The organism is Actinomadura sp. DC4, assembly GCF_030406325.1.
In the GTDB taxonomy this organism is placed as follows: domain Bacteria; phylum Actinomycetota; class Actinomycetes; order Streptosporangiales; family Streptosporangiaceae; genus Actinoallomurus.
Genome location: NZ_JAUEQY010000005.1, coordinates 88,627 through 112,268, shown reverse-complemented (window position 1 = coordinate 112,268; position 23,642 = coordinate 88,627). Strand labels below are relative to the sequence as shown.

General features: G+C 68.1%; 31 protein-coding genes and 2 tRNA genes. 15 read left to right on the top strand and 18 right to left on the bottom strand.

What is annotated here, in order from left to right; all coding sequences use genetic code 11:
• Positions 1-63: 63 nt before the first annotated feature.
• A complete protein-coding gene (locus QWU11_RS10060) occupies positions 64-498 on the bottom strand; it encodes a hypothetical protein (protein ID WP_290104832.1) in 435 nt (144 codons plus the stop codon).
• Positions 499-679: 181 nt separating this feature from the next.
• Between QWU11_RS10060 and QWU11_RS10055 the strand changes: the two genes are divergently transcribed.
• Positions 680-1,198, top strand: coding sequence for a peptidylprolyl isomerase (locus QWU11_RS10055; RefSeq protein WP_290104830.1), 519 nt, complete (start codon positions 680-682; stop codon positions 1,196-1,198).
• 150 nt (positions 1,199-1,348) lie between these two features.
• Positions 1,349-2,122: a rhomboid family intramembrane serine protease gene (locus QWU11_RS10050; RefSeq protein ID WP_354670826.1), complete on the top strand. Its 774-nt coding sequence runs from the start codon at positions 1,349-1,351 to the stop codon at positions 2,120-2,122.
• Between the two features lie 3 nt (positions 2,123-2,125).
• Here the strand turns inward: QWU11_RS10050 and QWU11_RS10045 are convergent, their stop codons facing one another.
• Positions 2,126-2,812, bottom strand: a complete 687-nt coding sequence (locus tag QWU11_RS10045; protein WP_290104827.1) for a TetR/AcrR family transcriptional regulator — start codon at positions 2,810-2,812, stop codon at positions 2,126-2,128.
• An 89-nt stretch (positions 2,813-2,901) separates the two neighbouring features.
• Between QWU11_RS10045 and QWU11_RS10040 the strand changes: the two genes are divergently transcribed.
• The gene (locus QWU11_RS10040; RefSeq protein ID WP_290104824.1) at positions 2,902-3,804 is read left to right on the top strand and encodes an aldo/keto reductase; all 903 of its coding nucleotides are present in this window, start codon (positions 2,902-2,904) and stop codon (positions 3,802-3,804) included.
• Positions 3,805-3,814: 10 nt separating this feature from the next.
• Here QWU11_RS10040 and QWU11_RS10035 read toward each other — a convergent pair whose 3' ends face one another.
• Together QWU11_RS10035 and QWU11_RS10030 are read right to left on the bottom strand one after the other, a co-directional pair.
• On the bottom strand, positions 3,815-4,636 hold the full coding sequence (locus QWU11_RS10035; RefSeq protein ID WP_290104822.1) for an inositol monophosphatase family protein: 822 nt from the start codon (positions 4,634-4,636) through the stop codon (positions 3,815-3,817).
• Positions 4,633-5,469, bottom strand: a complete 837-nt coding sequence (locus QWU11_RS10030) for a DUF5919 domain-containing protein (RefSeq protein WP_290104821.1) — start codon at positions 5,467-5,469, stop codon at positions 4,633-4,635. Before QWU11_RS10030 ends, QWU11_RS10035 begins: the two co-directional genes overlap by 4 nt.
• Positions 5,470-5,620: 151 nt before the next feature.
• On the opposite strand from QWU11_RS10030, the gene QWU11_RS10025 reads away from it, so the two are divergent.
• On the top strand, positions 5,621-5,887 hold the full coding sequence (locus QWU11_RS10025) for a hypothetical protein (RefSeq protein ID WP_290104820.1): 267 nt from the start codon (positions 5,621-5,623) through the stop codon (positions 5,885-5,887).
• A 112-nt stretch (positions 5,888-5,999) separates the two neighbouring features.
• Positions 6,000-6,395, top strand: coding sequence for a hypothetical protein (locus tag QWU11_RS10020; protein WP_290104819.1), 396 nt, complete (start codon positions 6,000-6,002; stop codon positions 6,393-6,395).
• Between the two features lie 41 nt (positions 6,396-6,436).
• Here QWU11_RS10020 and QWU11_RS10015 read toward each other — a convergent pair whose 3' ends face one another.
• Both QWU11_RS10015 and QWU11_RS10010 read right to left on the bottom strand, forming a co-directional pair.
• A complete protein-coding gene (locus QWU11_RS10015) occupies positions 6,437-7,336 on the bottom strand; it encodes a PAC2 family protein (RefSeq protein ID WP_290104817.1) in 900 nt (299 codons plus the stop codon).
• Positions 7,337-7,405: 69 nt separating this feature from the next.
• Entirely contained in the window at positions 7,406-7,933 is a 528-nt protein-coding gene (locus QWU11_RS10010) for a GNAT family N-acetyltransferase (protein ID WP_290104816.1), read from the bottom strand.
• A 258-nt stretch (positions 7,934-8,191) separates the two neighbouring features.
• On the opposite strand from QWU11_RS10010, the gene QWU11_RS10005 reads away from it, so the two are divergent.
• From QWU11_RS10005 to QWU11_RS09995, 3 genes are read left to right on the top strand one after another with little or no spacing between them, the layout of a single operon-like run.
• Positions 8,192-8,530, top strand: coding sequence for a metalloregulator ArsR/SmtB family transcription factor (locus tag QWU11_RS10005; RefSeq protein WP_290104815.1), 339 nt, complete (start codon positions 8,192-8,194; stop codon positions 8,528-8,530).
• Positions 8,527-9,585 (top strand): SRPBCC domain-containing protein, encoded by a 1,059-nt coding sequence (locus QWU11_RS10000; protein ID WP_290104813.1) that lies wholly within the window; start codon positions 8,527-8,529, stop codon positions 9,583-9,585. The genes QWU11_RS10005 and QWU11_RS10000 overlap by 4 nt, the downstream gene beginning before the upstream one ends.
• A complete protein-coding gene (locus tag QWU11_RS09995) occupies positions 9,578-10,060 on the top strand; it encodes a pyridoxamine 5'-phosphate oxidase family protein (RefSeq protein WP_290104812.1) in 483 nt (160 codons plus the stop codon). The genes QWU11_RS10000 and QWU11_RS09995 overlap by 8 nt, the downstream gene beginning before the upstream one ends.
• 131 nt (positions 10,061-10,191) lie before the next feature.
• Here the strand turns inward: QWU11_RS09995 and QWU11_RS09990 are convergent, their stop codons facing one another.
• The 3 genes from QWU11_RS09990 to QWU11_RS09980 are packed head-to-tail and all read right to left on the bottom strand — an operon-like array spanning position 10,192 to position 11,926.
• Positions 10,192-11,193 (bottom strand): hypothetical protein, encoded by a 1,002-nt coding sequence (locus QWU11_RS09990; protein WP_290104811.1) that lies wholly within the window; start codon positions 11,191-11,193, stop codon positions 10,192-10,194.
• Positions 11,190-11,492: a hypothetical protein gene (locus QWU11_RS09985; RefSeq protein ID WP_290104810.1), complete on the bottom strand. Its 303-nt coding sequence runs from the start codon at positions 11,490-11,492 to the stop codon at positions 11,190-11,192. The genes QWU11_RS09990 and QWU11_RS09985 overlap by 4 nt, the downstream gene beginning before the upstream one ends.
• Positions 11,493-11,503: 11 nt before the next feature.
• Positions 11,504-11,926 carry a YbaB/EbfC family nucleoid-associated protein gene (locus QWU11_RS09980; protein ID WP_290104809.1) on the bottom strand — a complete coding sequence of 141 codons (423 nt, stop codon included), beginning with the start codon at positions 11,924-11,926 and terminating at the stop codon, positions 11,504-11,506.
• Positions 11,927-12,143: 217 nt separating this feature from the next.
• On the opposite strand from QWU11_RS09980, the gene QWU11_RS09975 reads away from it, so the two are divergent.
• Positions 12,144-12,216 (top strand) — tRNA-Ala (locus QWU11_RS09975).
• A gap of 165 nt (positions 12,217-12,381) precedes the next feature.
• On the opposite strand, the gene QWU11_RS09970 is transcribed toward QWU11_RS09975, so the two are convergent.
• A complete protein-coding gene (locus QWU11_RS09970; protein WP_290105111.1) occupies positions 12,382-12,810 on the bottom strand; it encodes a GNAT family N-acetyltransferase in 429 nt (142 codons plus the stop codon).
• Between the two features lie 69 nt (positions 12,811-12,879).
• Between QWU11_RS09970 and QWU11_RS09965 the strand changes: the two genes are divergently transcribed.
• Positions 12,880-13,197, top strand: coding sequence for a hypothetical protein (locus tag QWU11_RS09965; RefSeq protein ID WP_290104806.1), 318 nt, complete (start codon positions 12,880-12,882; stop codon positions 13,195-13,197).
• Between the two features lie 41 nt (positions 13,198-13,238).
• Here the strand turns inward: QWU11_RS09965 and QWU11_RS09960 are convergent, their stop codons facing one another.
• The gene (locus QWU11_RS09960) at positions 13,239-13,796 is read right to left on the bottom strand and encodes a TetR/AcrR family transcriptional regulator (protein ID WP_290104804.1); all 558 of its coding nucleotides are present in this window, start codon (positions 13,794-13,796) and stop codon (positions 13,239-13,241) included.
• A 99-nt stretch (positions 13,797-13,895) separates the two neighbouring features.
• Between QWU11_RS09960 and QWU11_RS09955 the strand changes: the two genes are divergently transcribed.
• Positions 13,896-15,389 carry an MFS transporter gene (locus QWU11_RS09955; RefSeq protein ID WP_290104803.1) on the top strand — a complete coding sequence of 498 codons (1,494 nt, stop codon included), beginning with the start codon at positions 13,896-13,898 and terminating at the stop codon, positions 15,387-15,389.
• A 28-nt stretch (positions 15,390-15,417) separates the two neighbouring features.
• Here QWU11_RS09955 and QWU11_RS09950 read toward each other — a convergent pair whose 3' ends face one another.
• On the bottom strand, positions 15,418-15,840 hold the full coding sequence (locus tag QWU11_RS09950; protein ID WP_290104801.1) for a nitroreductase/quinone reductase family protein: 423 nt from the start codon (positions 15,838-15,840) through the stop codon (positions 15,418-15,420).
• A gap of 8 nt (positions 15,841-15,848) precedes the next feature.
• Complete coding sequence (locus QWU11_RS09945) at positions 15,849-16,832, bottom strand: sigma-70 family RNA polymerase sigma factor (RefSeq protein WP_290104799.1); 984 nt, start codon at positions 16,830-16,832, stop codon at positions 15,849-15,851.
• A gap of 193 nt (positions 16,833-17,025) precedes the next feature.
• Here QWU11_RS09945 and QWU11_RS09940 point away from each other — a divergent pair, with 193 nt between their 5' ends.
• Together QWU11_RS09940 and QWU11_RS09935 are read left to right on the top strand one after the other, a co-directional pair.
• Positions 17,026-17,616, top strand: a complete 591-nt coding sequence (locus QWU11_RS09940; protein ID WP_290104798.1) for a hypothetical protein — start codon at positions 17,026-17,028, stop codon at positions 17,614-17,616.
• Between the two features lie 51 nt (positions 17,617-17,667).
• Entirely contained in the window at positions 17,668-17,991 is a 324-nt protein-coding gene (locus tag QWU11_RS09935) for a hypothetical protein (RefSeq protein ID WP_290104797.1), read from the top strand.
• A 6-nt stretch (positions 17,992-17,997) separates the two neighbouring features.
• Here QWU11_RS09935 and QWU11_RS09930 read toward each other — a convergent pair whose 3' ends face one another.
• Positions 17,998-18,705: an HAD family hydrolase gene (locus QWU11_RS09930; RefSeq protein WP_290104796.1), complete on the bottom strand. Its 708-nt coding sequence runs from the start codon at positions 18,703-18,705 to the stop codon at positions 17,998-18,000.
• A 40-nt stretch (positions 18,706-18,745) separates the two neighbouring features.
• Positions 18,746-18,865, bottom strand: a complete 120-nt coding sequence (locus QWU11_RS09925; protein ID WP_252785262.1) for a DLW-39 family protein — start codon at positions 18,863-18,865, stop codon at positions 18,746-18,748.
• A 258-nt stretch (positions 18,866-19,123) separates the two neighbouring features.
• Here QWU11_RS09925 and QWU11_RS09920 point away from each other — a divergent pair, with 258 nt between their 5' ends.
• Both QWU11_RS09920 and QWU11_RS09915 read left to right on the top strand, forming a co-directional pair.
• Positions 19,124-19,543 carry a RidA family protein gene (locus QWU11_RS09920; protein WP_290104795.1) on the top strand — a complete coding sequence of 140 codons (420 nt, stop codon included), beginning with the start codon at positions 19,124-19,126 and terminating at the stop codon, positions 19,541-19,543.
• 13 nt (positions 19,544-19,556) lie between these two features.
• Positions 19,557-19,730 (top strand): hydrophobic protein, encoded by a 174-nt coding sequence (locus QWU11_RS09915; protein WP_290104794.1) that lies wholly within the window; start codon positions 19,557-19,559, stop codon positions 19,728-19,730.
• 115 nt (positions 19,731-19,845) lie between these two features.
• Here the strand turns inward: QWU11_RS09915 and QWU11_RS09910 are convergent.
• From QWU11_RS09910 to gyrA, 3 genes are all read right to left on the bottom strand, one after another.
• Positions 19,846-19,922 (bottom strand) — tRNA-Ile (locus tag QWU11_RS09910).
• Positions 19,923-20,032: 110 nt separating this feature from the next.
• Complete coding sequence (locus tag QWU11_RS47275; RefSeq protein ID WP_354670825.1) at positions 20,033-20,953, bottom strand: DUF3566 domain-containing protein; 921 nt, start codon at positions 20,951-20,953, stop codon at positions 20,033-20,035.
• Positions 20,954-21,095: 142 nt separating this feature from the next.
• Complete coding sequence (gyrA, locus tag QWU11_RS09900; protein ID WP_290104793.1) at positions 21,096-23,612, bottom strand: DNA gyrase subunit A; 2,517 nt, start codon at positions 23,610-23,612, stop codon at positions 21,096-21,098.
• Positions 23,613-23,642 lie beyond the last annotated feature (30 nt).

Genomic DNA, 23,642 nt, shown 5'->3' with positions numbered 1-23,642 from the left:
AGACGGGCCCGGCCAGATGATCTGGCCGGGCCCGTCTTTGGAGCCGCGGGAGTCGTGCCGGACTCAGTTGTTGCTGTGTGCGCGATCGGTGCTGGAGTTCTCCGACACCGCCGAGAGGTGCTCGGGGGAGGTCGGCTCCTCGGCCGACCGCGCGGCGTTGCGTCGGGTCACGATCGCGCCGGCGGCGCCTACGGCGCCACCCGCGATGAGGAGGATCGTCGCGAGTCCGCGCCGACCTCGTGACCCCTTCGGCTCGACCTTGTCGGCCGTACGGTGGAGCATGGCGCCGACGCGGGGGCCGACCTCATCCTCGAAGTACTGACCTGCCTGGTCGATCCTTGGTGCGCTCCACGTTCGGGCGCTCTTCATCTGTTTCGCCGCGATCTTGCGGGCCTGACGAGTCGTCGGACCCACGCGGTCCGCGGCCTGGCGGGCACCCTTGGCTACCTTCTCCTGAGCGTCCTGCAGACGCGCGCTGTCGATGTTGACCTGCGGCATCTTTCGACTTCTGCTTCGTAGGGACATGGGAAGCCCTCCAAATATGCGGTCTCGTCGGACTCTGTTCCCACGAGAAGCGATGTCAATCGCCGATCTGACAGGATGCGTTCACGCGGGCGTTGTACCCGCGTGACCTGACCGATGCGAACATTCCGGATCCCGATACCAGGAGGCGGTCCCCGTGGCTGAGACTCTCACCGCGACCCTGCAGACGACGATGGGCCCCATCGTCCTGCGTCTTTTCCCTGATCAGGCACCCAAGACGGTGCAGAACTTCGTCGGCCTGGCCGAGGGCACGACCCAGTGGACCGACCCCCGTACGGGGCGGCCCGCGACCGGCCCGCTCTACAACGGCACGGTCTTCCACCGGGTCATCTCCGGATTCATGCTCCAGGGCGGCGACCCGCTGGGCAACGGCCGGGGCGGCCCGGGATACGAGTTCGAGGACGAGTTCGACTCGAGCCTGCGCTTCGACCGGCCCTACCTCCTGGCCATGGCCAACGCCGGACCGGGCACCAACGGCTCGCAGTTCTTCATCACCGTCGGCCCGACCCCGCACCTCAACAACCGCCACACCATCTTCGGCGAGGTCATCCAGGGGCAGGACGTCGTCGACGCGATCGGCAAGACTGCCACCGACGGAAGCGACCGTCCCATCAAGGACGTCGTTGTGGAATCGGTGACGATCGACCGTCGTTAGACAGGTACCGACACTCAGAGGAAGACCACGATGAGCAGCGATTCGCCGCAGGCTCCTCAGGCTCCGCAGGTCCCGACGTGCTATCGGCACCCGGGCCGCGAGACGTACGTCAGCTGCACACGGTGCGAGCGTCCCATCTGCCCGGACTGCATGCGCGACGCGTCTGTGGGCCACCAGTGCCCGGAGTGCGTCCGCGACGGCAACCGTTCCGTTCGCGAGGCGCGTACGGTCTTCGGCGGGCGGGTCGCCACCCGGCCGGTGGTGACGTTCACGCTCATCGCCCTCAACATCGTGGCGTACGTCGCGGAGTTGGCCTCGCCCAAGTTCGTCGACGACTTCGAGATGCTCGGCCAGCTCAAGACGCAGTTCGGCCAGGTCATCCCGGGGTACGGCGTCGCCGAGGGCGAGTGGTACCGCCTGATCACCGCGGCGTTTCTGCACGTGCCGCTGAGCCAGGGCACCTTCGGCCTCACCCACATCCTGTTCAACATGTGGGCGCTGTGGGTGCTGGGGCCGCAGCTGGAGCAGGTGCTCGGCCGGCTGCGCTACACGGTTCTCTACGTTCTGTCGGCGCTCGGCGGCAACGTCCTGCTCTTCCTGGTCGACCCGGGACAGCCCGCGCTGGGCGCCTCGGGCGCCATCTTCGGCCTGTTCGCGGCGTTCTTCGTGGTCGGACGCCGCCTGGGGACGGACACCAGGGGCATCGCGTTCCTGATCGTGATCAACCTGATGTTCACGTTCACCTTCTCGGGCATCTCCTGGGAAGGCCACGTGGGCGGGCTGGTCACCGGCGCGATTCTGGCCGCGGCGTTCGCGTACGCCCCACGGAACCGGCAGCAGGCCGTCCAGGTGGGAGCGTCGGCGATCGTCGCGGCCGTCCTCGTCATCCTCACGGTCGTTCAGACGACCGCCCTCACCGCCTAGGGCCTAGCGGGCGAGCCGATGGAGCCAGTCGCGGAGTAGGGCCGTCTCCGTCGGGCGGAGGGCGACCTCGTCCGCGGTGGTGAGGGCGGCGTCCAGGGCCAGGGCCCGGGAGGCCAGCCCGGGGTCGGCGGCCGGGGGCGGGCCGGTGGTGAGGGAGTCGATGAGGGTGTCGCGCATCCTCACGGAGATCTCCGGGTCGCGGCTCTCGGCCGGAGCGCCGACCAGCGACAGCGTGACGCCGGTGACGGCGGCCAGGGTGAGCTGGGCGGCCACGGCGGACGGCACCCTCAGGCGGCCCGCGGCCGCGACGCGGTCGAAGAACCTCAGCAGGAGATCGCGGGCTTCGTCGGCGGCGGGCGGGCGGCGGCCGGGGCGGTCCGTGCCGTACATCAGCAGGTAGAAGGCCGGGTGGCGCAGGCCGAAGTCGACATGGACGTCCCAGCCGCGCCGCAGGTCGCCGACCGGGTCGTCGGTCTGCGCCAGATCGTGCTTCTCGGCCAGGTAGAGGTCGAAGGCGTGGATGGCCAGCGCCGCGAGCAGGCCGTCCTTGTCGCCGAAGAGCTGGTAGAGCGAGGCCGCGCGGATGCCGGCCGCCGCGGCGACCGAGCGGGTCGAGAGCGCCTTGGCCCCGTCCCGCTCCAGGATGCCGGCCGCCACCTCGAGGATCTGCCGCCGCTTCGCTTCGTCCACGGTTGCAATGCTACGACATTCGGCGTATCACTGGTACATCCAGTGCTACGCACTTTTGCGTGGCAGTGATACACCGAGGGAGAAGCCACATGAACCGTCTCGGATACGGCGCCATGCAGCTCGCCGGGCCGAACGTCTGGGGACCGCCGGACGACCCCGAGTCGGCGCGGAAGGTGCTGCGCCTGGCGGTCGACCTGGGGGTCACGTTCTTCGACACCGCGAACGCGTACGGGCCGCGTACGGTGAACCGCCTCATCGGAGAGGCGCTGCGGCCGTTCCCCGAAGGAGTCATCGTCGGCAACAAGGTCGGCGCCGGTCGCGGCCCGGACCGGTCGTGGATCATCACCGGCCACCCGGACACCGTCCGCCGGCAGGTCCACGAGGCGCTGACCGACATGGGGACGGAGGCGAGCGAGCTGACCTACCTGCGGCTCGGCGGCGACGGCCCGAGAGCGCGGAGCGACGTGCCGCTGGAAGATTCGCTCGGCGTGCTCGTCGAGTTGCGTGACCAGGGGCTCATCCGCCACATCGGGCTGTCCGGCGCGTCGCCGGAGATGCTGGCCCGCGCGCAGAGGATGACGCCGATCGCGGCCGTGCAGAACCGCTTCAACCTGCTCGACCGCAGTGGAGTCCAGGTCCTCGCCGACTGCGAGGCGCAGGGCATCATGTTCGTTCCCTACTATCCGCTGGCCGCCGGGCGGCTCGGCGGCCACGACGCGTTGACAGGCCCCGCGGAGCGCCTCGGCGCGACGCCGGCCCAGGTCGCGCTGGCCTGGCTGCTGCGCCGTTCGCCGGCCATGGTCGTCATTCCCGGCACGGCCGACCCCGACCACTTGCGCGCCAACGTCGGCGCGACCGTGGTCGCCGAGGAGCTGACCGACGCCGAGGTGGACCGCCTGACCGGCCTCGTCGACGAGTCGGAGGCCGTCCTCGACCGGCCGCACCAGTCCACGCTGGAGGCGTTCGGCTCCGCAGGGGAGAACACCCTCTGACCTGGCCGCCTCAGGCGCCGCGGCGGTATTCGACCTCCTCCTGGGTCCAGGCGAGCAGGGCGAGGAGCTCCTCGACGATGCCGGGTGCGGCGGCGATCGTCGCGACCGACGACGACGTGTGGTCCGAGCCGTCCTGGTCGATGACCACCACGCCGGCCTCGCGGGCGATGATGACGCCCGCCGCCGTGTCCCAGGGCTTGTTGGACATCGTCATGCTCGCGTCCAGCTTGCCCTCCGCCACCCAGGCGAGGTCGATGGCGGCCGACCCGAGCATGCGGACCCGCTGGGCGCGGCCCGCCAGGCGCCCGGTCAGGGCGAGGCGCAGATGGTTCTTATCGTCCGCGTCGACGCCGACGGCGTAGTCGCCGAGCGCCACCACCGCGTCGCGCAGGTCGGCGGTGCGGCTCGCCGCGATCCGGCGGTCGCCGACGTACGCGCCGGCGTGCTCGACCGCCCAGTAGCGAGCGCCCAGAAAGGGCAGGTCGATGACGCCCAGCACCGGGCGCCCGGCGTACAGCAGGCCAAGGGAGACGCCGGTCAGCGGCATGCCGTGGACGAGGTTGGCCGTACCGTCGATCGGGTCGAGCGCCCACAGTAACTCGCTGTCCGGGTCGCCGCTGACCCCTTCCTCCTCGCCGAGCACCGCCACGCCCGGTGTACGTTCGCGCAGGTGGGCGCGGAGGGATCGCTCGACGGCGAAGTCGAGCTCGCTGGCCATGTCGCGGTCGCCCTTGGCCGTCAGGAAGCCGGGCAACCGGGAGCGGATGAGTTCGTTGGCGATGGCGACTGCCTCGATCGCGGCCGGAAGCAGAGCTCCAGGCGCGGCCGTCATATCGGTCGGCTCCGTTCGCATAATTCGGTATAGATCCGCTCGAATGTGCTGTAAAGACCAGGGCTCCTTGAGCACTTGCGAACCACGAACGTCGGCGAGTCGACCCCCCGCGCGTGCGGGAGGTACGGCTGCAGGACACAGGTCTCGCTGTCGACCAGCACGATGCCGAACCGGATCGTCTCGTCGTACACCGCGATCGAGAGCCGGTCGCGCGCCTCGGACGGCAGCCGGTCGCGCAGCCGTGAGAGCACCTCGATGTTCAGCTTGGTCAGCATGACCAGGTGATGGTCGGTGTAGCCCTCTTCGCGCTCGCGCGCCTGGATGGCATCGCCGTCCGGGTCGAGGAACAGGCACCGCAGCTCCGCGCCGCCCTCGATGAGACGGTGCAGGCGCTGGTCGGGGTACTGCTGGCAGATCAGGTTGAGCGACAGGCCCGCGGCCCGGATGTCGCTCGCGCCGTCGAACAGGGCGTGCGGCGGCATCGCGTACGTGAAGTCGGCACGGGTCGGGAAGACCGCCACCAGATCGGCGAACGGCCCCTCGCGTGGGCGGGAGGTCGTACCGGCCAGGACGTCCGGCGGGCAGGGCCCGAACAGCTCGTCGGCGGTCCAGCCGGGAAACATGATCTCCAAGACCCGGCAGTGGTCGGTGTAGGGCAGCCGTTTCAGCTCGCCGGAGGTCCAGCGGTGCAACTGCGCCCGGCTGGGCGCCGTCCCCACGAGACCGCGGTCGACCTGGCGGGCGGCGTCGTCGTACGCGGCGCGGAAGAGTCCGTAGCGGTGCCACTGCCGCTGCCGCAGGAGGATTTGGAGCAGGATCGGCTGAGCTGACACCGTCCGGCCTTTCTGGTCACGAGTGCGAAGTCAAGAATAGCGACAATCCATTACTCAGCGAGACCAACTAGAGACGAAGAGTAGACATTCACGTTGAAGATGCCTCGCCGTGGGCGTCGCGGTGGCAAGCCACCGGCGCGATGCTGTCCTTGTGGGCGACGCGCGAGGCATCGAACAGACCGAAGAAGTCCGGTTACTCGCCGCGCTGTGCAGAGAACTCGCCAAACAGGGACTCGATGTCGGCATGAGCGACGCCAAGCCCGCCCTGTCCGTACGACGCCGTCGCTACGCCCCCAGGCTGTGGATACTCGTCGACGCCGGTTTCTTCGAGTGGGGCTGTGGCCGGCGGCACGCGGTGACCGATCCGGCCGGTACGGCCGCGCGGATCGCCGGCGACGTACGCCGTTCGATTTCCTGAGAGAAAAGGGAACCACTGAGACGCCTGCGGTGTCGAAAGTGTTCAACCCGATCAGGCGGGCCCGATCGAGGCCCTCTGCCGGCCCGCGTTTTCATCCGAGGAGTCGAGTTCAGTGCGTATACCAGCCGTGCGGATCGCCGGGACGTGTGCCATCACCGCTGCCCTGGCACTGTCGGTCGCCGCGTGCGGCAGCCAGGACAAGAAGGCGGCCTGCGACAAGCTGCAGAAGACCATCACGGACGTCAGCCAGAAGGGCATGACGCAGGTCAGCGACCCGAGCGGTCTCGCCGAGACCTACTCCGCCGGCGCGAACACCATGCGCCAGGAGGGCAAGGACTCCGGCGATGACAAGGTGGAGAAGGCCGCGAACGACGCCGCGAGCGCGCTGGAGTCCCTCGGTCAGCAGGTGAAGAGCATCGCCACGAGCGGCAGCACGACCCCCCAGATGCCGGACGTCTCGAAGCTGACGAACGCCGGCATAGAGCTCAAGTCGGCCTGCCAGGGCTGAGGCGGGGTCCGGCGAGTCGGGGGCGCCGGACCCTTCACTCTCTATTCGTCTTGTTCGGCGAGGAACCGCTCGAACTCGGCCGCGATCTCGTCGCCGTCGGGCATCCGTGCGCCCGGTCCGGCCAGCGGCAGACTCGTGCTCGACGCCTCCGCGACCGCGTCGAACCTCGCCTCCAGGCCGCGTACGGCCTCGGCGATCTCGTCGGAGGCGGCGACCTGGTCATCGATCTGCTTCCGGGCCAGCCCGCCGGCCTCTTCCAGCTCGGCCGTACGGAACGCCAGGCCGGTGGCGGCGGTGATGCCGTTGAGCAGCGCGATCGCGGCGGCGGGGTACTCCGCCTGAGCCAGGTAGTGCGGGACGTGGGCGGTGAAGCCGATCGCGTCCTTGCCCGCGTTGCCCAGGCGGTACTCCAGGAGACCGGTGGCGCTGCCCGGAACCTCGACGCGGCTGATCCACGACGGGCTCTCGCCGAGGAGGTCCGGCCGGTTGCCGTGCGGCGTCAGCTCGGTCTCGCGGGTGTGCGGCACGGCCATCGGGATGCCGTGCAGCCCGACCGACAGGCTCACGTCGAGCCGGTCGATCAGCGACATCACCGCGGCGGTGAACGCCTCCCACGACCGGTCCGGCTCCGGCCCGGTCATGACGAGGAACGGCACACCGACCGCGTCCTCACACGCCTGGACCTTCAGCTCGGGCGTCTTGTACTCGATCCACTGGTTGGTGTCGAAGATCATCGGCGGCCGGCGGGACCGGTAGTCGATCAATGAGTCGATGTCGAAGGTGGCCACCGTACGAGGGTTCATGGTGTCCGCCAGATGCTCGGTGGCGAGGCGTCCGGCGCCCCCGGCATCCATGAATCCGTCCAGGTAGTAGAGCAGTACCGGGCGTTCCAGCTCGGGAATCTCCTCGGCCAACGTGTACAGCTGCGTATGGTCCGCCACGAATCCTCCCTAGCCCGTCAATGGTGGTACGAACGCCCAACACGCAAGGCGAATTCCTGACATGGCCCGTTACAGCGTCTTCAACATCACATCGAAGATCGGCGCACCGGGCAGCGGGTTGCGCTTCTGCCCGAGTCTCTCCCAGCCCCACTTGGCCGCGGCGGCCTGAGCGGCGGACGCGGCGGGGAGCACGGTGAGGGTGGCGCGCTCTTCGGGCCGGTCGCGGAGCAGCCGGTCGTGGACGGCCTCGGCGAGATGCAGTCGCCGCCAGCGGGGATGGACGATCAGGTCGGCCAGCGCCCATGTGCGGCCGTCCCGCTCCTCGGTGAGGTCGAGCGGCAACGGGCTCAGGAGGTTTTGCCACCAGGAGGTCGACGGCGTGAGCGTCACGCCGAAGCCCAACCCGATCAGCGTGCCGGTGGTCCTGGCCTCGACGAGCGCGAACCCCGCCTGCTGCCGCTGCGTCTCGAAACGCCGGCGGAACAGGTCGGTGTACTCCTCTCCCCAGGAGTACGGCGGATCGGCGTGGACCTCCGTGTAGAGGTCGCTGTACTCGTCGATACGCCGAGCGGCCTCGTCGCCGTCAGCGTCGTGCAAGTCAATGGCGATGCTCGCCAGCGGTCTCTCCTCCTTGGTAACAAGCTGCGCAATGGGACGACTTCACCGGCCGCGGCCTCGATGAAACGCTCGTACCGGCTCGTACTTGAGGATCAGCGAACGATGACCCTGGGAACATCGTCGCCTAAATCTCTCGCCGTTGTCGCAGATGAGCGAAGCTCCGGCGCTCTCCTTGACGAGGTTCTCGCTCGCGGATATGGTCAACCTACTCGTTGATAAAGCGATTGGTTGATAAAGGTGTCCGTTGACGACGCAGATGAACGGCTGGACCGGGCGTTCGCAGCGCTGGCCGACCCCGTACGACGGGCGCTCGTCGCGCGCCTGTCCCGCGGCGAGGCGACGGTGAACGAGCTGGCCGAGCCGTTTTCGATCACCAAGCAGGCCGTGTCGCGGCACATCCAGGTGCTGGAGGCGGCCGGCCTGATCACACGAAGCCGCGACGGCCAGCGCCGCCCCTGCCACCTGGACCCGGCCGCGCTGGAGACGCTCACGAGCTGGATCGACACCTATCGGCTGGAGACCGAGAGCCGCTTCCGCCGGCTCGACGCCGTACTGGACGAGATGAGGGACCAATGATCGTCAAAGCCGACCCGGGCAGCCCGTTCATCGACGTCGTACGGGAGTTCGCGGCCCCACCGGCCCGCGTGTTCCGTGCGTGGACCGACCCCGCGCTGGTCGCGCGCTGGCTCGTGCCGCACGGGGTGGAGATGACCGTCCTGGAGTTCGACGCGCGGTCCGGCGGCTCGTACCGCTATGTCCACCGCGAGGACTCCGGCGCGGAGCACCGCTTCCGTGGCGTCTTCCACACCGTCGTCCCGGACGAGCGGATCATCCAGACCTTCGAGTACGAGGGCTGGCCGGACGTCGTGAGCGTCGAGTCCGTGACGTATGAGGATCTGGGCGGCCGTACGCGGGTGCGGAGGCACACGGCGTTCCCGTCGGTCGCGGCGCGCGACACGGCGCTGGCGAGCGGGATGGAGCGCGGCATCGTGGAGTCGATGGCGAAGCTGGAGTCGCTGCTCGGCGGGGGTTCGGTCCTGGTCGACATCTCGATGTCGCTGGACGGTTTCGTCGCCGCGCCCGGCGTCGACCTTTCTCACGGCCTCGGTGTGGGCGGTGAGGCTGTCCACGAGTGGGCGATCTCCCGCCTTACGCCGCGCGACGAGGAGATCCTCCAGGGGACCGTCGACCGTACGGGCGCCGTGATCATGGGCCGGCGGACGTTCGACATCGTGGACGCGCCGGGCGGCTGGAGCTCGGAGATGGGGTATGGCGGGGCGCGGGGCCAGGACTCCGCGCCGCCGGTCTTCGTGGTCACGCACTCGGTGCCGTCGGAGGTGCGGCTGGCGTCGCGGTTCACGTTCGTCACCGACGGCCTGGCCGCCGCATTGGCCCGGGCACGCGAGGCCGCCGGCGCGAAGGACGTCGTGATCATGGGAGGAGGGTCCGTGGCCTCGGGCTTTCTCTCGGCCGGCCTCGTGGACCTGCTGTCGATCCACGTCGCGCCCGTGGTCTTCGGGGGCGGGACGCCGCTCTTCCCTCCGGATCTCTCCCTGCGGCTGTCGCTGCTGTCCTCGGAGTCCACCGACGCCGCCACGCACCTGACGTACCGGGTGATCAACGATGGCTGACCTCGTCTCTCTCGCCCGCTCGCTGATCACCGACAACCTCTACATGGCGCTGGGCACCGCGGACGCCTCCGGTGTGCCGTGGGTCAGCCCCGTCTTCTTCACGCCCGAGGACGACTCGACCTTCCTCTGGGTGTCCTCACCGGACGCACGCCACTCACGCAACATCGCCGTACGACCGTCCGTGGGCATCACGATCTACGACTCGCGGTCGGAGGTGGGGCGAGCGTCGGCGGTGTACATGTCGGCGGTCGCTCATAAGGTGCCCGCTGATTCCTCCGCCTCGGCCCTCGCGGTCTTCAACGGGCGGCTGCCCGCGTCGCAGCACATCACGGTCGAGGAGCTTCAGGGGCTCTTCCGCCTCTATCGGGCCACGGTCACCGAGCACTCCGTGCTGATCCGGGGTGGCGACCCCGAGTACGGGAAGGGGGCCGACTCCCGGATGACGGTGACCTTGCCCGGGAAGAGAACGGGATAGAAGGGGGCAAGCCGAGCCGCAGGTGAGAGCGGGCCGTACGAGTCAGCGGGTGCGCCTTGCGACCGACTGGCTGACGGGGTTTCGCAGCAGAGAGCGACTGGTCCCACCCGCCGCTGCCCCCTTCCCCGTTCTCAGGGGGTTCCCGGGCCGGCGACCTGGCCGGACACGCTGGGCCAGTCCTTCCAGCGCAGGGGATACTTCACGAGGATCCGCGGGACGTGGATGAAGAGCTTGGCGACCTCCTGGTTGAGCGTGGGCGCCTGGGTCCAGCCGTCGCCGTCGCCCTCCAGGTAGGAGTCGGTGACGTTGCTCGCGTAGGTGTAGCCGTTCGAGGCGATGAGCCGGGTGGTGAGGCCGCCGAGCGCGCCCTTCACGCCCGGCTGTCTCAGGAAGTAGTGGCCGACCTTCTGGCGGTACCTCGACGCCGGGTTCACTCCCGGGAGCGCGTCCGTCAGGGCGTTGTAGGCGAGGTTTCCGCCGAAGCCGTCGGCGGTCTGGATGGCGTTCGTCTTCACCGAGAAGGGGTCGTAGCCGGCGACGCCGGTGAGGGTCCTGCGATCCACGCCGGCGACCAGGCTCGTACCGTAGATCCCGAGTTGGAGGGCCTGCTGACCTCCGGCGTACAACACGCTGTCGGTCAAAGTAAAGGCGATCCGCTTGACCAGCATCTCGACGATGCTGTTGCGGATCTTGGCGTACCAGCGGGCCTGGGCGATCAGCGTCAGTAACCGGGCCTCGAGGGCTCCGGTGAACCAGCCGTACGCCATGGTGAAGACGATGTTGGCGTACATCTGGATGGCGATGACCTTCAGAGCGCTGCGGATCTGGTCGTTGACGTGGGCGAACTGCTCGTGCGCCTCGGCGACCTTCCGTACGTAGCCGGCGACGTCTTCCGGGTAGGCGGTCAGTGTCTTGTGCTCGGCCGGGCCGAAGTAGTAGTGGCCGAACCCGTTGGTCCCTTCGCCCTCGTTGTGGCCTTTGACGTCGAGGGCGATCTTGTCCATGGCCGCCTTGCTGCGGTCGATCGCGTCGGCGATCTGCCGATGGTACGCGGCCACCTTCCGTACGCCGGCGTCGTCGGCCTTGGGCATCTGGACGCCCGCGACCCACAGGAGGACGTCCTCGGGGGTCATGCGGCGAACCGGTCGACTTTTGGAAGGCTGGAGGCCCAGTCGGCGACCTCGATGTTGGCGTTCATGAGGGTGAGGTTGTCGCCGACGCCGTCGTAGGCCGCGCAGATGGCTCCGGCGTAGTCGGCGATGTTGTTCCGTGCCGTGTCGAAGGACTGCTTGGCGTGCGGGTTGTCGTCGCCGTACACGTCCCCGAGAGCTGTGATCTTCAACAGGAGGTCGTCGATGGTGAGCGCGAGGTCGTGGCCCTCCTTCAGGAACGCTCTGGCTGCCGTCTTGAGTTCTCCGTGGTCGAGGAACATCGCTCTCCGTGTCACATCCGAAGGTCGTGCCGCACGTCCTGCAGGGCGGCGAGGACGTCGTCCAGATCCTGCCCGGCGCTGTGTGCGGCGTCCATGCGCCGGTTGGTCAGCATCAACTCCGTGATCAGCGGCCGCATGAGCGCCTCGGCTTGGGCGTGTACATTCTCGATGCCGTGCCGCGCCGCACTGAGGATGGCCTGAGCGAGCTCTTCGGACCCGAGACGCATGGCCCGGGGATCTATCTTGAGCTGGGAGAGTGCGCCGAACTGATCGACCTCGACTTCGACGCGCTCGTCGGCGGACCGTCCCTTGCCGCGTAGACCCGCCACCTGGCGGCGTACGTCGTGGAGCTTGTCGTTCTGCGCCACGATGGCCGAGGCGAGACTGTCGATGGACCCCATGAGGTCCTGTGGATCGGCCGCGGAGCCGTGCATTCTGGCCTCCTGGGTGTCACCGGGGATGGGTGCACGTTAATCACACATGTTCTCTTGTGTGGGTTCTGTTGGTAAAAATCCCGTTACGTCACATTCACTGCGGCGTCTTGCGCTTGGGGCGGTCGACTGGGGGCCATGATCGCAGTGGCTCCGGAAAGACGGCGGCGCGGGAGCGCGGAATCCTGAGTTCCCTTGTAGGCTGTGGGAGGTTTCCAGAGGGGCCTTAGCTCAGTTGGCAGAGCGCCTGCTTTGCAAGCAGGAAGTCGGGAGTTCGAATCTCCCAGGCTCCACAGTTGCTCATGGGGGCGACCCCCCGCCCCCCCGATGTGGAGGGCTACCGCCCCCCACGGGCTGGTGTTCGCGGTCAGCTTCCTCGTCGTCGCTTCGGCACACCGGACCTACAGTGCATCGGCGCTTGCGGTGAACGCCCTCTGTCGCGTGCTGGGTAGCGCGAGCTACGCCGCTCCGGAAACGATCACCCTGGTCGGTCGCCGGCGAACGACAGCTCGTCCTCGGCGTACCGCCAGTGGGCGTGGCGGGCTGCGTGAGGTCCATGTCTCGACCGCGGACTGTGTCCTTTCCACCCACTCTCGCCGATCAGCGGTGATCGCTCGCACTGTGGAGCGACTGCCGGCTTGAGCCATGTCGAAAAAGCGCTGGTAGAGCTGGCGACCTAGTCCGCTGCCTCGAAAGCGGGGGGCGACGCCTACGAAGTGGATGTAAGCGGCGTCCTCTGCTGACGGCGACAAGAAACCTACGAGGAAGCCGGTGAGCTCGGCATCGTCTTCGGCCACGATGCTGGTTCGGTGAAGTGGTCGAGGAACACACGAGGGAGAGCGCGGCTCGCCGAGCGGGGCCTGGAACTTCCCGAGTAACCGGTCCATCGCCTGCGGCGGGGGCACGGCAACGGCCGGCTGGGGCAGAATCGGTCGGCAGACGATCAAGGGAGCCCCATGGCCGACGAACATGCAGTCATCGTCCACATCGAGCTCGGTGATGACCGCTACGGCTCCGAGGACGAGCGCGCCACCGTCCGTACGCTCGAAACGGCTCTGAGGGTCGCCATCGCCGAGGCGGACGCGGGGGAGTTCGACGGCAACGAGTTCGGCGGCGGCGAGGCGGTGCTCTACGCCTACGGTCCGCACGCCGGCGACCTCTTCACTGCGATGGAACCCGCGCTCCGCGCCTCCGGCCTCAAACCGTCGCATGCGGTCGTCCGCTACGGCGCTGTCACGGACCAGGACTGCCGCGAGGACATCGTTCACTTCTAAGGGCTTCGGGATCTGTCGGCGGCCACGCGCGGGTTCAGCTTTCAGGTGGCGCTTCTGTGTAGTCCGGCGAGTGCCGCGTCAAGGATCGGCTGCCGGTAGTCCGGGGTACCGGGGATCTTCGCGATGGCCACCACGAGATCGAGGATCTGGTCGAGGTCGAGGTCGCCGGCGATCTGGTGTGCGTCCTGGGCGGCGGAGAGAAGCGGCCGGCCGGCTGTGAGCATCCGGCCTCGGCTGTCGAAGACGGGATCGGTTCTGTCCGTGTGCTCAAGCAGCCCGAGGACGACCGGCCGCTTGGTGGTGACGTACTGAAAGAACCGACGCAGCCAGGTCGTGAGCCGGTCCCCCGGGCTGTCACCCTCGACCGTCGCGGCGGCGGCGCAGACCTCATCGACCTCGTCGACGAGTAGTGCCTCCAGGAGTTCGTGGCGGGTCGCGAAGTTGCGGTACAGGGTTGCCGGGCCGACCCCGGATCTCCGGGCGATCTCGGCCATTGACGTCTCGGCTCCGGTGGCGGCGAAAGCGATGCGTGCCGCTTCGAGGATCCGCTGGCGGTTGCGGGCCGCGTCGGCCCTTTTGGAGGGCGGATGGTCAGTCATTCGAGTGTCCTTGCATAAGTGGAGAGGGTCTCCATATAGTGATGCGGACACCCTCTCCGTTTCACCGGAGACTTTATCGAATCTGTTCGAGGATCCGCCATGAGCACAGCGAACACTCCCGGGCCGACGGTGATGGCCGGCCCATCTCGTCCCGTTCACCGCCGGCTGGTGCTGGCGATCTGCTGTCTCAGCGTGTGCGTGACCGGCATCGACCTCACCATCGTCAACGTGGCGCTCCCGTCGATAAGCAAGGAGCTGCACGCCTCGGTCAGCGGCCTGCAGTGGACGGTCGACGCCTACTCCCTGGTCATGGCCTGCCTGCTCGTACTGTCCGGTTCGATGGCCGACCGCTTCGGCCGCAAGCGGATCTTCCAGCTCGGGCTGTCGCTGTTCTCCCTCAGTTCCCTCCTTTGCGGCCTGGCGCCCAGCGTCGGGTGGCTGATCGCCTTCCGCGGCCTGCAGGCGGTGGGCGGCTCGATGCTCAACCCGGTCGCGATGTCGATCATCGTCAGCGTGTTCACCGACCGCCGCGAACGAGCGAGAGCGATCGGCGTGTGGGGATCGGCGATCGGAACCACCATCGCGGCCGGGCCCGTGCTCGGCGGCCTGCTGGTCAGCGGTACCGGCTGGCGATCGGTGTTCTGGGTCAATGCCCCGATCGGGATCGCCGCCATCCTGCTCACCCAGAGATTCGTCCCCGAGTCCAAGGCCGCCCGGGGCCGCGCGTTCGATCCGCCCGGCCAGGCGCTGATCATCGTCCTGTTCGCGTCGATCATCGCCGCGACGATCGAGGGCCCCCGCCACGGATGGGCCGACCCCTGGATCGTCGGGCTGTTCGTACTCGCCGTCCTGGCCCTCATCGGGATGCTCATCGTCGAGCCCCGGCGATCCGAGCCACTGATCGACCTGCGGTTCTTCCGCAGCCCTCCGTTCTCCGGCGCGAACACGATCTCCGTCGTGATGTCGGCCGGCCTCGGCGGGTTCCTGTTCCTCAACACCCTCTACCTCCAGGACCTCCGCCACTTCAGCTCCCTGCACGCCGGACTGATGATCATCCCGCTGGCGGTGGGCCAAGCCGTCGCCGCCAATCTCTCCGGGCGGCTTGTCGCTTCCCGGGGCGCTCGCCTCCCCCTCACACTGGGCGGCGCGCTACTCGCCGTCGGCGGCTTCCTTCTCGTCCCCCTGACCGCGCACACCGAGAGCGTCTACCTTCTGGCCACGTACGCCATCTTCGGCCTCGGCGCGGGCATGGTCAGCCCGCCGATCACCAACACCGCCGTCTCCGGGCTGCCGCCCGGCCAGGTCGGTGTCGCCGGCGCGCTCGCCGCCAGCGCCCGCCAGTTCGGCATCTCCATCGGCGTCGCCGTCACCGGCTCGATCGTGGCCGGCACCGGCGCCGGCTTCATCGACTCAAGCCATGCCGCCTGGGCCGGCCTCGGCGGCTGCGGACTCGTCGCACTCGCGCTCGGCGTCATCTCCACCAGCAAGTGGGCCAAGGCCGCCGCCGCTCGCAACGGCCGGCGCCTCGCCACCGTACCGATCCCCGAATCCCAGGGCCGATCCGCAGAGTCCATCGAAGCGGGGAAAGAGTAATTCATGACCGCAGCCCACTCGCCGTCGGTCAGGTTGGGGCGGGAACGCCTTCGAGGACGACGACCGGGAAAACCCGGTCGGTGTTCTTCTCGTACGCGGAGGTGCCGTCGGAGACCAGGCGGTAGAGCCGCTCGCGCTCCTCGCCTGAGGTCACGACGGCCCGGGCCTGATAAGAACTGTCGCCGAGTTCGACCGTCACGGTCGGGTTGGCTCGCAGGTTGTGAAACCAGGCCGGATGCTGTGGGGCGCCTGCCTTGGAGGCCACCACGAACACTCGTTTCTCGTCGTCGACCGCGAAGCCGACCGGCACGGTCGTCTGCCGTCCGGTCCGCTGCCCGGTCGTGGTCAGCAGCAGGATCGGGAACGGCGGCCGGCTGACCACTCCGTGATTGGCGCGGAACTCGCGGATGACGCCTTGGTTGTAGGCCAGGAACTCCTCGTCGGTCGGCACGGCTCTCCTTAGTCTCTTGATCGACGGCTGTGGTGGGGAAGGCCGAATCTCGCCACGAGCCCGGGACCGCCGGGGAAGACGGTGATGCGGGCGATCCCGGCCGGGGTGGCGGTGAGAACGGCGACCCCGAGGGCTTGATGGGTTCCGTCCTCAGTGCGGTGGTAGGTGGCTGCGGCGGGCTGGCCGTTGGCACTGGTGGGGATCATCAGCCAGTCGCCGGGAGATCCGATCACGTGCGCGAGGTAACGCAGGCACGTCACCTTGCCGGAGAACCAGGTCCGCGTGCCTACCAGTTCGATGGCGGCGTCGGTGCGCAGCGCCTTCTCCAGGGCTGTGATGTCGGCATTCTCGAAACCGGCGATGTACTGGCTGAGCAGGTCCCGGGCGTGCGGTTCGGTGGGCTCGGTGATGATCTCGGCGGAGGGAGCGCTCTCATCGAGCCGGGCGCGGGCTCGTTGCAGCGCGCTCTTGACCGCCGCGGTCGACGTGCCGAGCATGGTCGCCACCTCGGCGGCACTGAAGCCCAGCACCTCCCGGAGCAGGAGCACGGCTCGCTGCCGGGCCGGCAGACATTGCACGGCGGCGACGAGCGCGAGCCGTACGCTGTCACGCGCTGTGAGGATCGCGGCGGGGTCTTGGGTCTCGAAGGTCACCGAAGTGTCCGGGACCGGCTCCAGCCACGCCACCTCGGGCTCGGCCGGCGTCGGCACGCGATCGGGATCTTCGGCGGGGCCGCCCAGGCCAGAAGGAAGTGCCCGCCTGGTGCGTTGTTCGAGCGCGGACAGGCAGGCGTTGGTGGCGATGCGATGGAGCCAGGTACGCGGCGAGGAACGACCCTCGAAGGTGCCGTACGAACGCCATGCCCGTAGGTACGTCTCCTGGATCAGGTCCTCGGCCTCATCCAGCGAGCCGAGCATGCGGTAGCAGTGCGCGAACAGCTCGCGCCGGAACTGCTCGGTGCACTGCACGAACTCCTCTGACCGATCCGTCATCACCGTGTCCTCGCCAGATCTCCAGCGCCCAAAAAGGGCCTCGGTAATACAGACCCTCAACGCCCCCGAAAGGAATCGCTCTCCCCGGCCGACCGGCCGGGAAACTTCGCAGGTACGGCGCGGAGCGGAGCGGGTGAGTGCCGAATGTAGGGTGTCACCCGCCAGAGCAGCCCTGGAGAAGCGAGAGCATCGGGTGACGTTCCAGCAGCACGTTGAGCAGCTCGTCGTACGCGCCCTGGCCGAGTTCCCCGCGGAGTCGGAGATCTACGCCGTCACGTTCCGGATTGACAGTGTCGATCAAGACCCCCGGTTCCCGTACCTGGCGATCGGCTACACCACCGAGGCCGAAGTGGCCCGGCTGCTGGCAGCGCCGAATCCACCGGAGGCGTGGGAGGCGCGCTGGAGCTACGCCTACTTTCCACCGTCCGGGCTGGAGGGAATCCGCGTCGCCGGCCACGATCCCGAACGCGACCCGATCGGCGCTGAGCTGCACCGGCGTGAGACCGCGGAACAGGGCCTTTGGTACGAGGACGAGGACGAGCTCTCCGAGCAGGAGCAGGACGAGCGCGGCGAACGGCTCAATGGTCAGTTCCATACGCTCTGCGTCGACGTGGCCCGTCGGCTTCACACCGACGGTCAGATCACCAAACTCCTGGGCCGATCGCTTCCGGTGATCCTCTACGACATGTTCGACCCCGACGAGATGTTCGCCCTGACCAAAGCCGCCAACCCGGCAGACCTGGTCACGGACTTCCTGACCGAATCCCCAGAGGCGTACGGCTGAACGCGACCTTTGGCACGTCCAGCCGCACGCGGGTGTGTACCGTCAGAGCTCGTGACCACGGACCGGCGCCCTCGCTTGGCGGACGTCTATCCCGGCCTGGTGGCTGACATCGTTCGGGCGCTACGCCTCGAAGGCCCGAAATCGGCCTCCTTCGCGGAGACCTTCCAGGAGCTACTGTTCTACGGCCCCTGTCCCGACCACGGGCCGCCCTGTCTCGTGACGGCGCCGCCCGGTACCCCGTGCCCCGCGATGACCGAGGTAGAGCTGGACGGCGAAACGCTCGCCATGTTCCACCTTGACGTGGACGACACAGCAAAGATGTCGATCACCCACGTAGAGGTCCTCGACGGCCGTGAGCTCGACCCGCCGGCCTGACCGACATCAGTGAGGAGCGGGGACCGCCGTATCGAGCAGGAGCTCCGGCAGGCCGGAGATGCTCTCCAGCACATGCGTCGCGCCGGCCGCTTCCAGGCGGGCTCGGTCGTGGGCGCCCGTAAGGACTCCCGCCACCACCGAGGCACCCGCGCGGCGGCCGCTGGTCACGTCGCTCGCCGTATCGCCGCAGACCGCGATGTGCCGTACGTCCTCCACCTGGAGGCGCAGGGCGGCGGTCAGGATCATGTCCGGGTACGGGCGGCCGCGGCCGCCGGCGTCGTCCGGGCAGATCAGCAGGTCGGCCCGTTTCCACCAGCCGAGTGTGTCGATGACGCGGCCCAGGGTGGAACGGCTGAAGCCCGTCATCAGGCACACGCGTACGCCGGACTGGGTGAGTTTGTCCATCGCGGCCTCGGCGCCGGGGACCGGCTCCAGGCCGACGCGGTCGATGGCCGCGTCGTACGCGCGCTCGAACGAGTGGTTGGCCGCTCGGGCGCGGTCTTCGTCGGGCAAGATCTCACTGAAGATGGCGAGCTTCGACTGGCCCCGTGCGTCACGCACCCGGGCCATCGAGCGGCCATATACCTCAGTGCCGGGCACGACCCCCTGCGTGGCCAGGGCTTCGGCGAAGGCCCTTTCGACCACGCCGCCGTCCGCCACGCTCGTACCGGCGAGGTCAAGGCAGGCGAGCGTGATCCGCGCTGTGTCGTCCACGCACGCCCTCCATGCTCCCCGCCGGTACCAAAGTCGTGTCTCAGCTGTCCGACGAGGTCGCCTCGGTCCAGAGGTCCAGCTCGGCCCGGTCCTGCTGAAGCCGACGCCAGACCGCGAAACCCCCGAGGGCGACCAGCGCAAGAACGATGAGCTTCTTCACGGTGGGACCCCTTCAAACTTCGACTGACAGTGCGTCTCGCAGCCTAGCAACCAGTTCGGCATGTCGGGCCGCTTCCCCCCGCACGCTATCGATCATGGGATTCGAGACATCGCCCAACGTAGGACGCGTGTTCGTCCTCCACAGTTGTGGATAACTTGTCGCACGACAAGCCGGTTTCCCGCCTCCCACTGGGAAGCACGTCTCCAGAACCGTTGTCCACAGGCCTGTGGACAACTCCCGTCTGACACGCTTCCCGGCATGACCCTCATCCGCGTCCCTGACCTGTACGAAGGTGTCGAATACGCCTACGCCGCCGTCGCTCCGCCCGGATCACTCGTCTTCACCGCGGGCGCCTGCCCGCTCGCCGAGGACGGGACGACCGTGGAAGGAGACGTACGCGCCCAGGCCCGGCAGTGCATGGCCAACCTCCGCACCGCTCTCGACGCCGCGGGCACCGACCTCGATCACGTGCTCAAGACCACGGTCTACGTCGCGTCCACGATGCGTTCGGACCTGGTCGCCGCCTGGAAGGAGGTCCGTACGGCCTTCGGCGATCACGACGCCCCCAGCACTCTCCTCGGCGTGACCGTGCTCGGTTACCCCGGTCAGCGCGTCGAGATCGAGGCCGTCGCCCACAGGTTTATTCCTCTATCTGAGGGGATGAATTCTATTGCGTGAAGGGAGACAACAAATGGCCATCGTCATTGCGGTTCTTCTGCTGGCACTGATCCTTGGCGGAGCGGGCTTCGCGGTCCACGTGCTCTGGTACATCGCCTTGGCCATCCTGGTCCTGTGGCTGCTCGGCTTCGTGTTCCGCGGAGCCGGCACGGCGGGCGGGCCCAGGAGTCGCTGGTACCGCTGGTAACCCGGCCTGAAACATACGAGCGCGTCGTCATCGTGAACAAAGCGGTGGCGGCGCGTTCGCCATTGAAGACTAAAGAAAAAGCCCCCGCCGAGAACTTCCGGCGGGGGCTGTGCGCTGGTGGGCCTAGGAGGACTTGAACCTCCGGCCTCATCCTTATCAGGGATGCGCTCTAACCGACTGAGCTATAGGCCCGTGCAGCTGCTCCTGGTCGAGGAAGACCAAGGGGCGACGTCGAGAAACAGTACCCGATCGACACCCTCAACCGGTAATCGTTTGGTCCCCCCGGCGCAGTGCAGTCGCGGTTACTGGTCCGCTTCCTTCAGCGTGACCTCCACGCCACCGACGAGATCGGCGGCCATGTTGTAGATCACCGACCACACCGTGGCCAGTGCCGTGATGAGGAGGACGTTCAGCGTGCCGATCAGGGCCGTGTAGCCGAGGATCCGCGCCGCCGAGAACCAGCTTGCCGGGTTGAGGCCGCCGGTCGTGCCCTGGTCGTTGGAGGTGAGGTCGTGGATCGTGTTGGACAGGGCGTCGAAGACGCCGAGCCAGGACAGGATCACGTACAGCACCGCGACCGCGACGAACAGCACCAGGAAGCACACCAGCGCCATGATGAAGCTGAACTTCATCACTGACCACGGCTCGAACCGTGCGACCTGCAGGTGGGCCTTACGTGCCGGTTTGCGGCCCGGTTCCGGCTTGCGCAGGGCCCGGGAGGCCGCCTCGATCGCCGCACGCGGCGTCGACGCCGGGCGCGGCGGGGCACTCGGAGCCGCGGCGGCACCGCTGGGCGCGTACGACGGCGGTGTGCTACTGCCACCCCCACCACCCCCCGCAGTCCTGCCTCCGCCGAATCCGCTGCTCGGAGGGGTCGAAGAATCCATGGCCGCGCTCCTACCCGAACTCGGCATGGCCTCACTTTCCTGCGGTTCTTTGACTATGTCGTCTTTTTTCGCGACCGGTGCGGCTTCGCCGTCCGGCTCGCCAAGGTCCTTCGGCAGCCCGAACGTGGCCGTGCGATGGGAAGACGTGCGATCCGAAGAGGACGGCGGGACCATGTCGATCCTCGTCGCGTCGGCCTCGTCGTCTTCGTCAGCAACAGGAGCCGCGTCGCGCACCGTGTCCTCGTCGTCCTTAGGCGGGACGTCGGTGACCGTTTCGTCGGCATCGTCCTTAGGGACGGTGCCGTTGGTGTCGTCGTCGGTGCTGTTGGTGCGCACGGTCACTTCGTCGCTCGGCGGCTTCGCGGCGCTGGTCTTCTTCCGCGTACGGCCGCTGTTGCCGTCCGCGCCCTTGCCGGCGTTGGCCGTCATATGACCTCCCCGGGAAGGCGACGCATCACCTGATGTCCGACCAGGTCAATCACGCGTCGCTCCCTTCCCCGGACTCTGTGTCCGGCTCTGCGTCAGCGTCCTCGATGGACTCTACGTTCCTCGCGATCGCTACGACGCTGTCGCCGTCCGCGAGGTTCATTAGACGTACCCCCATCGTCGAGCGTCCAGACTGCTTGACTCCGGAGGCTCGCGTACGGATTACGCCGCCGCTCGCGGTGATGGCATAGACCTCATCGTCTGGCCTGACCATGAGGGCCCCCACCAACCGGCCGCGAGTTTCCACGATCTTAGCGGTCAGAACACCCTTGCCCCCACGACCGTGGAGAGGGTACTGAACGGCGGGTGTGCGTTTGGCATACCCACCCTCGGTCGCGACCAGCACATCTTCGCCTTCGCGGACGACGTGCATGTCGAGAACTTCCTGACCGTCATCGAATCGCATTCCGATCACACCGGCCGTTGCGCGGCCCATCGGGCGCAGCACGTCGTCGCGGGCGGGGAACCGGATGGCCTGCGCGCCACTGCTGACCATCAGCAGGTCGTCCTCGGGGTTGACCAGGCGCGCGGCGATGAGCTCGTCGCCCTCGTCGAGGTTGATCGCGATGAGGCCGGCCGAGCGCGGCGAGTCGTACGCGCCCAGCGCCGTCTTCTTGATCCGGCCCTGCTTGGTGCCGAGGACGAGGTACGGCGCCACGTCGTAGTCGCGCAGGTCCATGACCTCGGCGATGCGCTCGTCGGGCTGGAACGCCAGCAGGTTGGCCACGTGCTGGCCCCGGCTGTCGCGCCCCGCCTCGGGGAGCTCGTACGCCTTCGCGCGGTAGACGCGGCCCTTGTTGGTGAAGAAGAGCAGCCAGTGGTGCGTCGTCGTCACGAAGAAGTGATCGACGATGTCGTCCTGCTTGAGGTGCGCACCGCGTACGCCCTTGCCGCCGCGCTTCTGCTCGCGGTAAAGGTCGGTCTTGGTGCGCTTGGCGTAGCCGCCGCGCGTGATCGTGACGACGACGTCCTCTTCGGCGATCAGGTCCTCCATGGACACGTCGCCGTCGAAGGGGATGATCTGCGTACGGCGCTCGTCGCCGTATTTGTCCACGATCGCGGTCAGCTCGTCGCCGACGATCGAGCGCTGCCGCTCGGGCGAGCCCAGGATGTCGTTGTAGTCCGCGATCTCCGTCATGAGCTTGTCGTACTCATCGGTGATCGCCTGGCGCTCCAGGGCGGCCAGCTTGCGCAGCTGCATGTCGAGGATGGCCTGCGCCTGGATCTCGTCGATCTCCAGGAGCTGCATCAGGCCGGTCTGCGCCTCGGAGGCCGACGGCGACCGGCGGATCAGCGCGATGACCTCCTCGATACGGTCGAGGGCCTTGAGGAGGCCGCGCAGGATGTGGGCGCGCTCCTCGGCCTTGCGCAGCAGGAAGCGCGTACGGCGGACGACGACGTCGATCTGGTGGTCGACCCAGTGCCGGACGAACTGGTCGAGGCGGAGCGTGCGCGGCACGCCCTCGACCAGCGCGAGCATGTTCGCGCCGAAGGTCTCCTGGAGCTGCGTGTGCTTGTAGAGGTTGTTGAGGACGACCTTGGCGACCGCGTCGCGCTTGAGCACGATCACGAGGCGCTGGCCCGTACGGCCGGAGGTCTCGTCGCGGACGTCGGCGACCCCGGTGATCTTGCCTTCCTTGACCTGCTCCGCGATCTTCAGCGCGAGGTTGTCCGGGTTGACCTGGTACGGGAGTTCGCTGACGACCAGGCACGTACGGCCCTGGATCTCCTCGACCTCCACCACGGCGCGCATGGTGATCAGGCCGCGGCCCGTGCGGTAGGCATCCTCGATGCCCCGGCGGCCGACGATCAGGCCGTGGGTGGGGAAGTCGGGGCCCTTGATCCGGGCGAGCAGCGCGTCGAGCAGCTCTTCGTCGGTCGACTCGTAGTTGTCCAGGTACCACGCGACGCCGGCGGCCACCTCCCGCAGGTTGTGCGGCGGGATGTTGGTGGCCATGCCGACCGCGATGCCCGCGGAGCCGTTGACCAGCAGGTTGGGGAAGCGGCTGGGGAGGACGTCGGGTTCTTGGGAGCGGCCGTCGTAGTTCGGCGCGAAGTCGACGGTCTCCTTCTCGATGTCCCGCAGCATCTCCATGGCCAGCGGCGCCATGCGGCACTCGGTGTAGCGCATGGCCGCGGCCGGGTCGTTGCCCGGCGAGCCGAAGTTGCCGTTGCCGTCGACCAGCGGGTACCGAAGCGCCCAGGGCTGGGCCAGCCGCACGAGCGCGTCGTAGATCGCGCTGTCGCCGTGCGGGTGGTAGTTGCCCATGACGTCGCCGACGACGCGCGCGCACTTGAAGTAGCCGCGGTCGGGGCGGTAGCCGCCGTCGTACATGGCGTAGAGCACGCGGCGGTGCACGGGCTTGAGCCCGTCGCGCACCTCGGGCAGTGCCCGGGAGACGATGACCGACATCGCGTAGTCGAGATAGCTGCGCTGCATCTCGACCTGGATGTCGACCGGTTCGACCCGATCCCGCGGTCCGTCGGGCGGCAGCGTAACGTCCGTCACGAATGATCCTCTTCCAGCTTGAGTCGTACG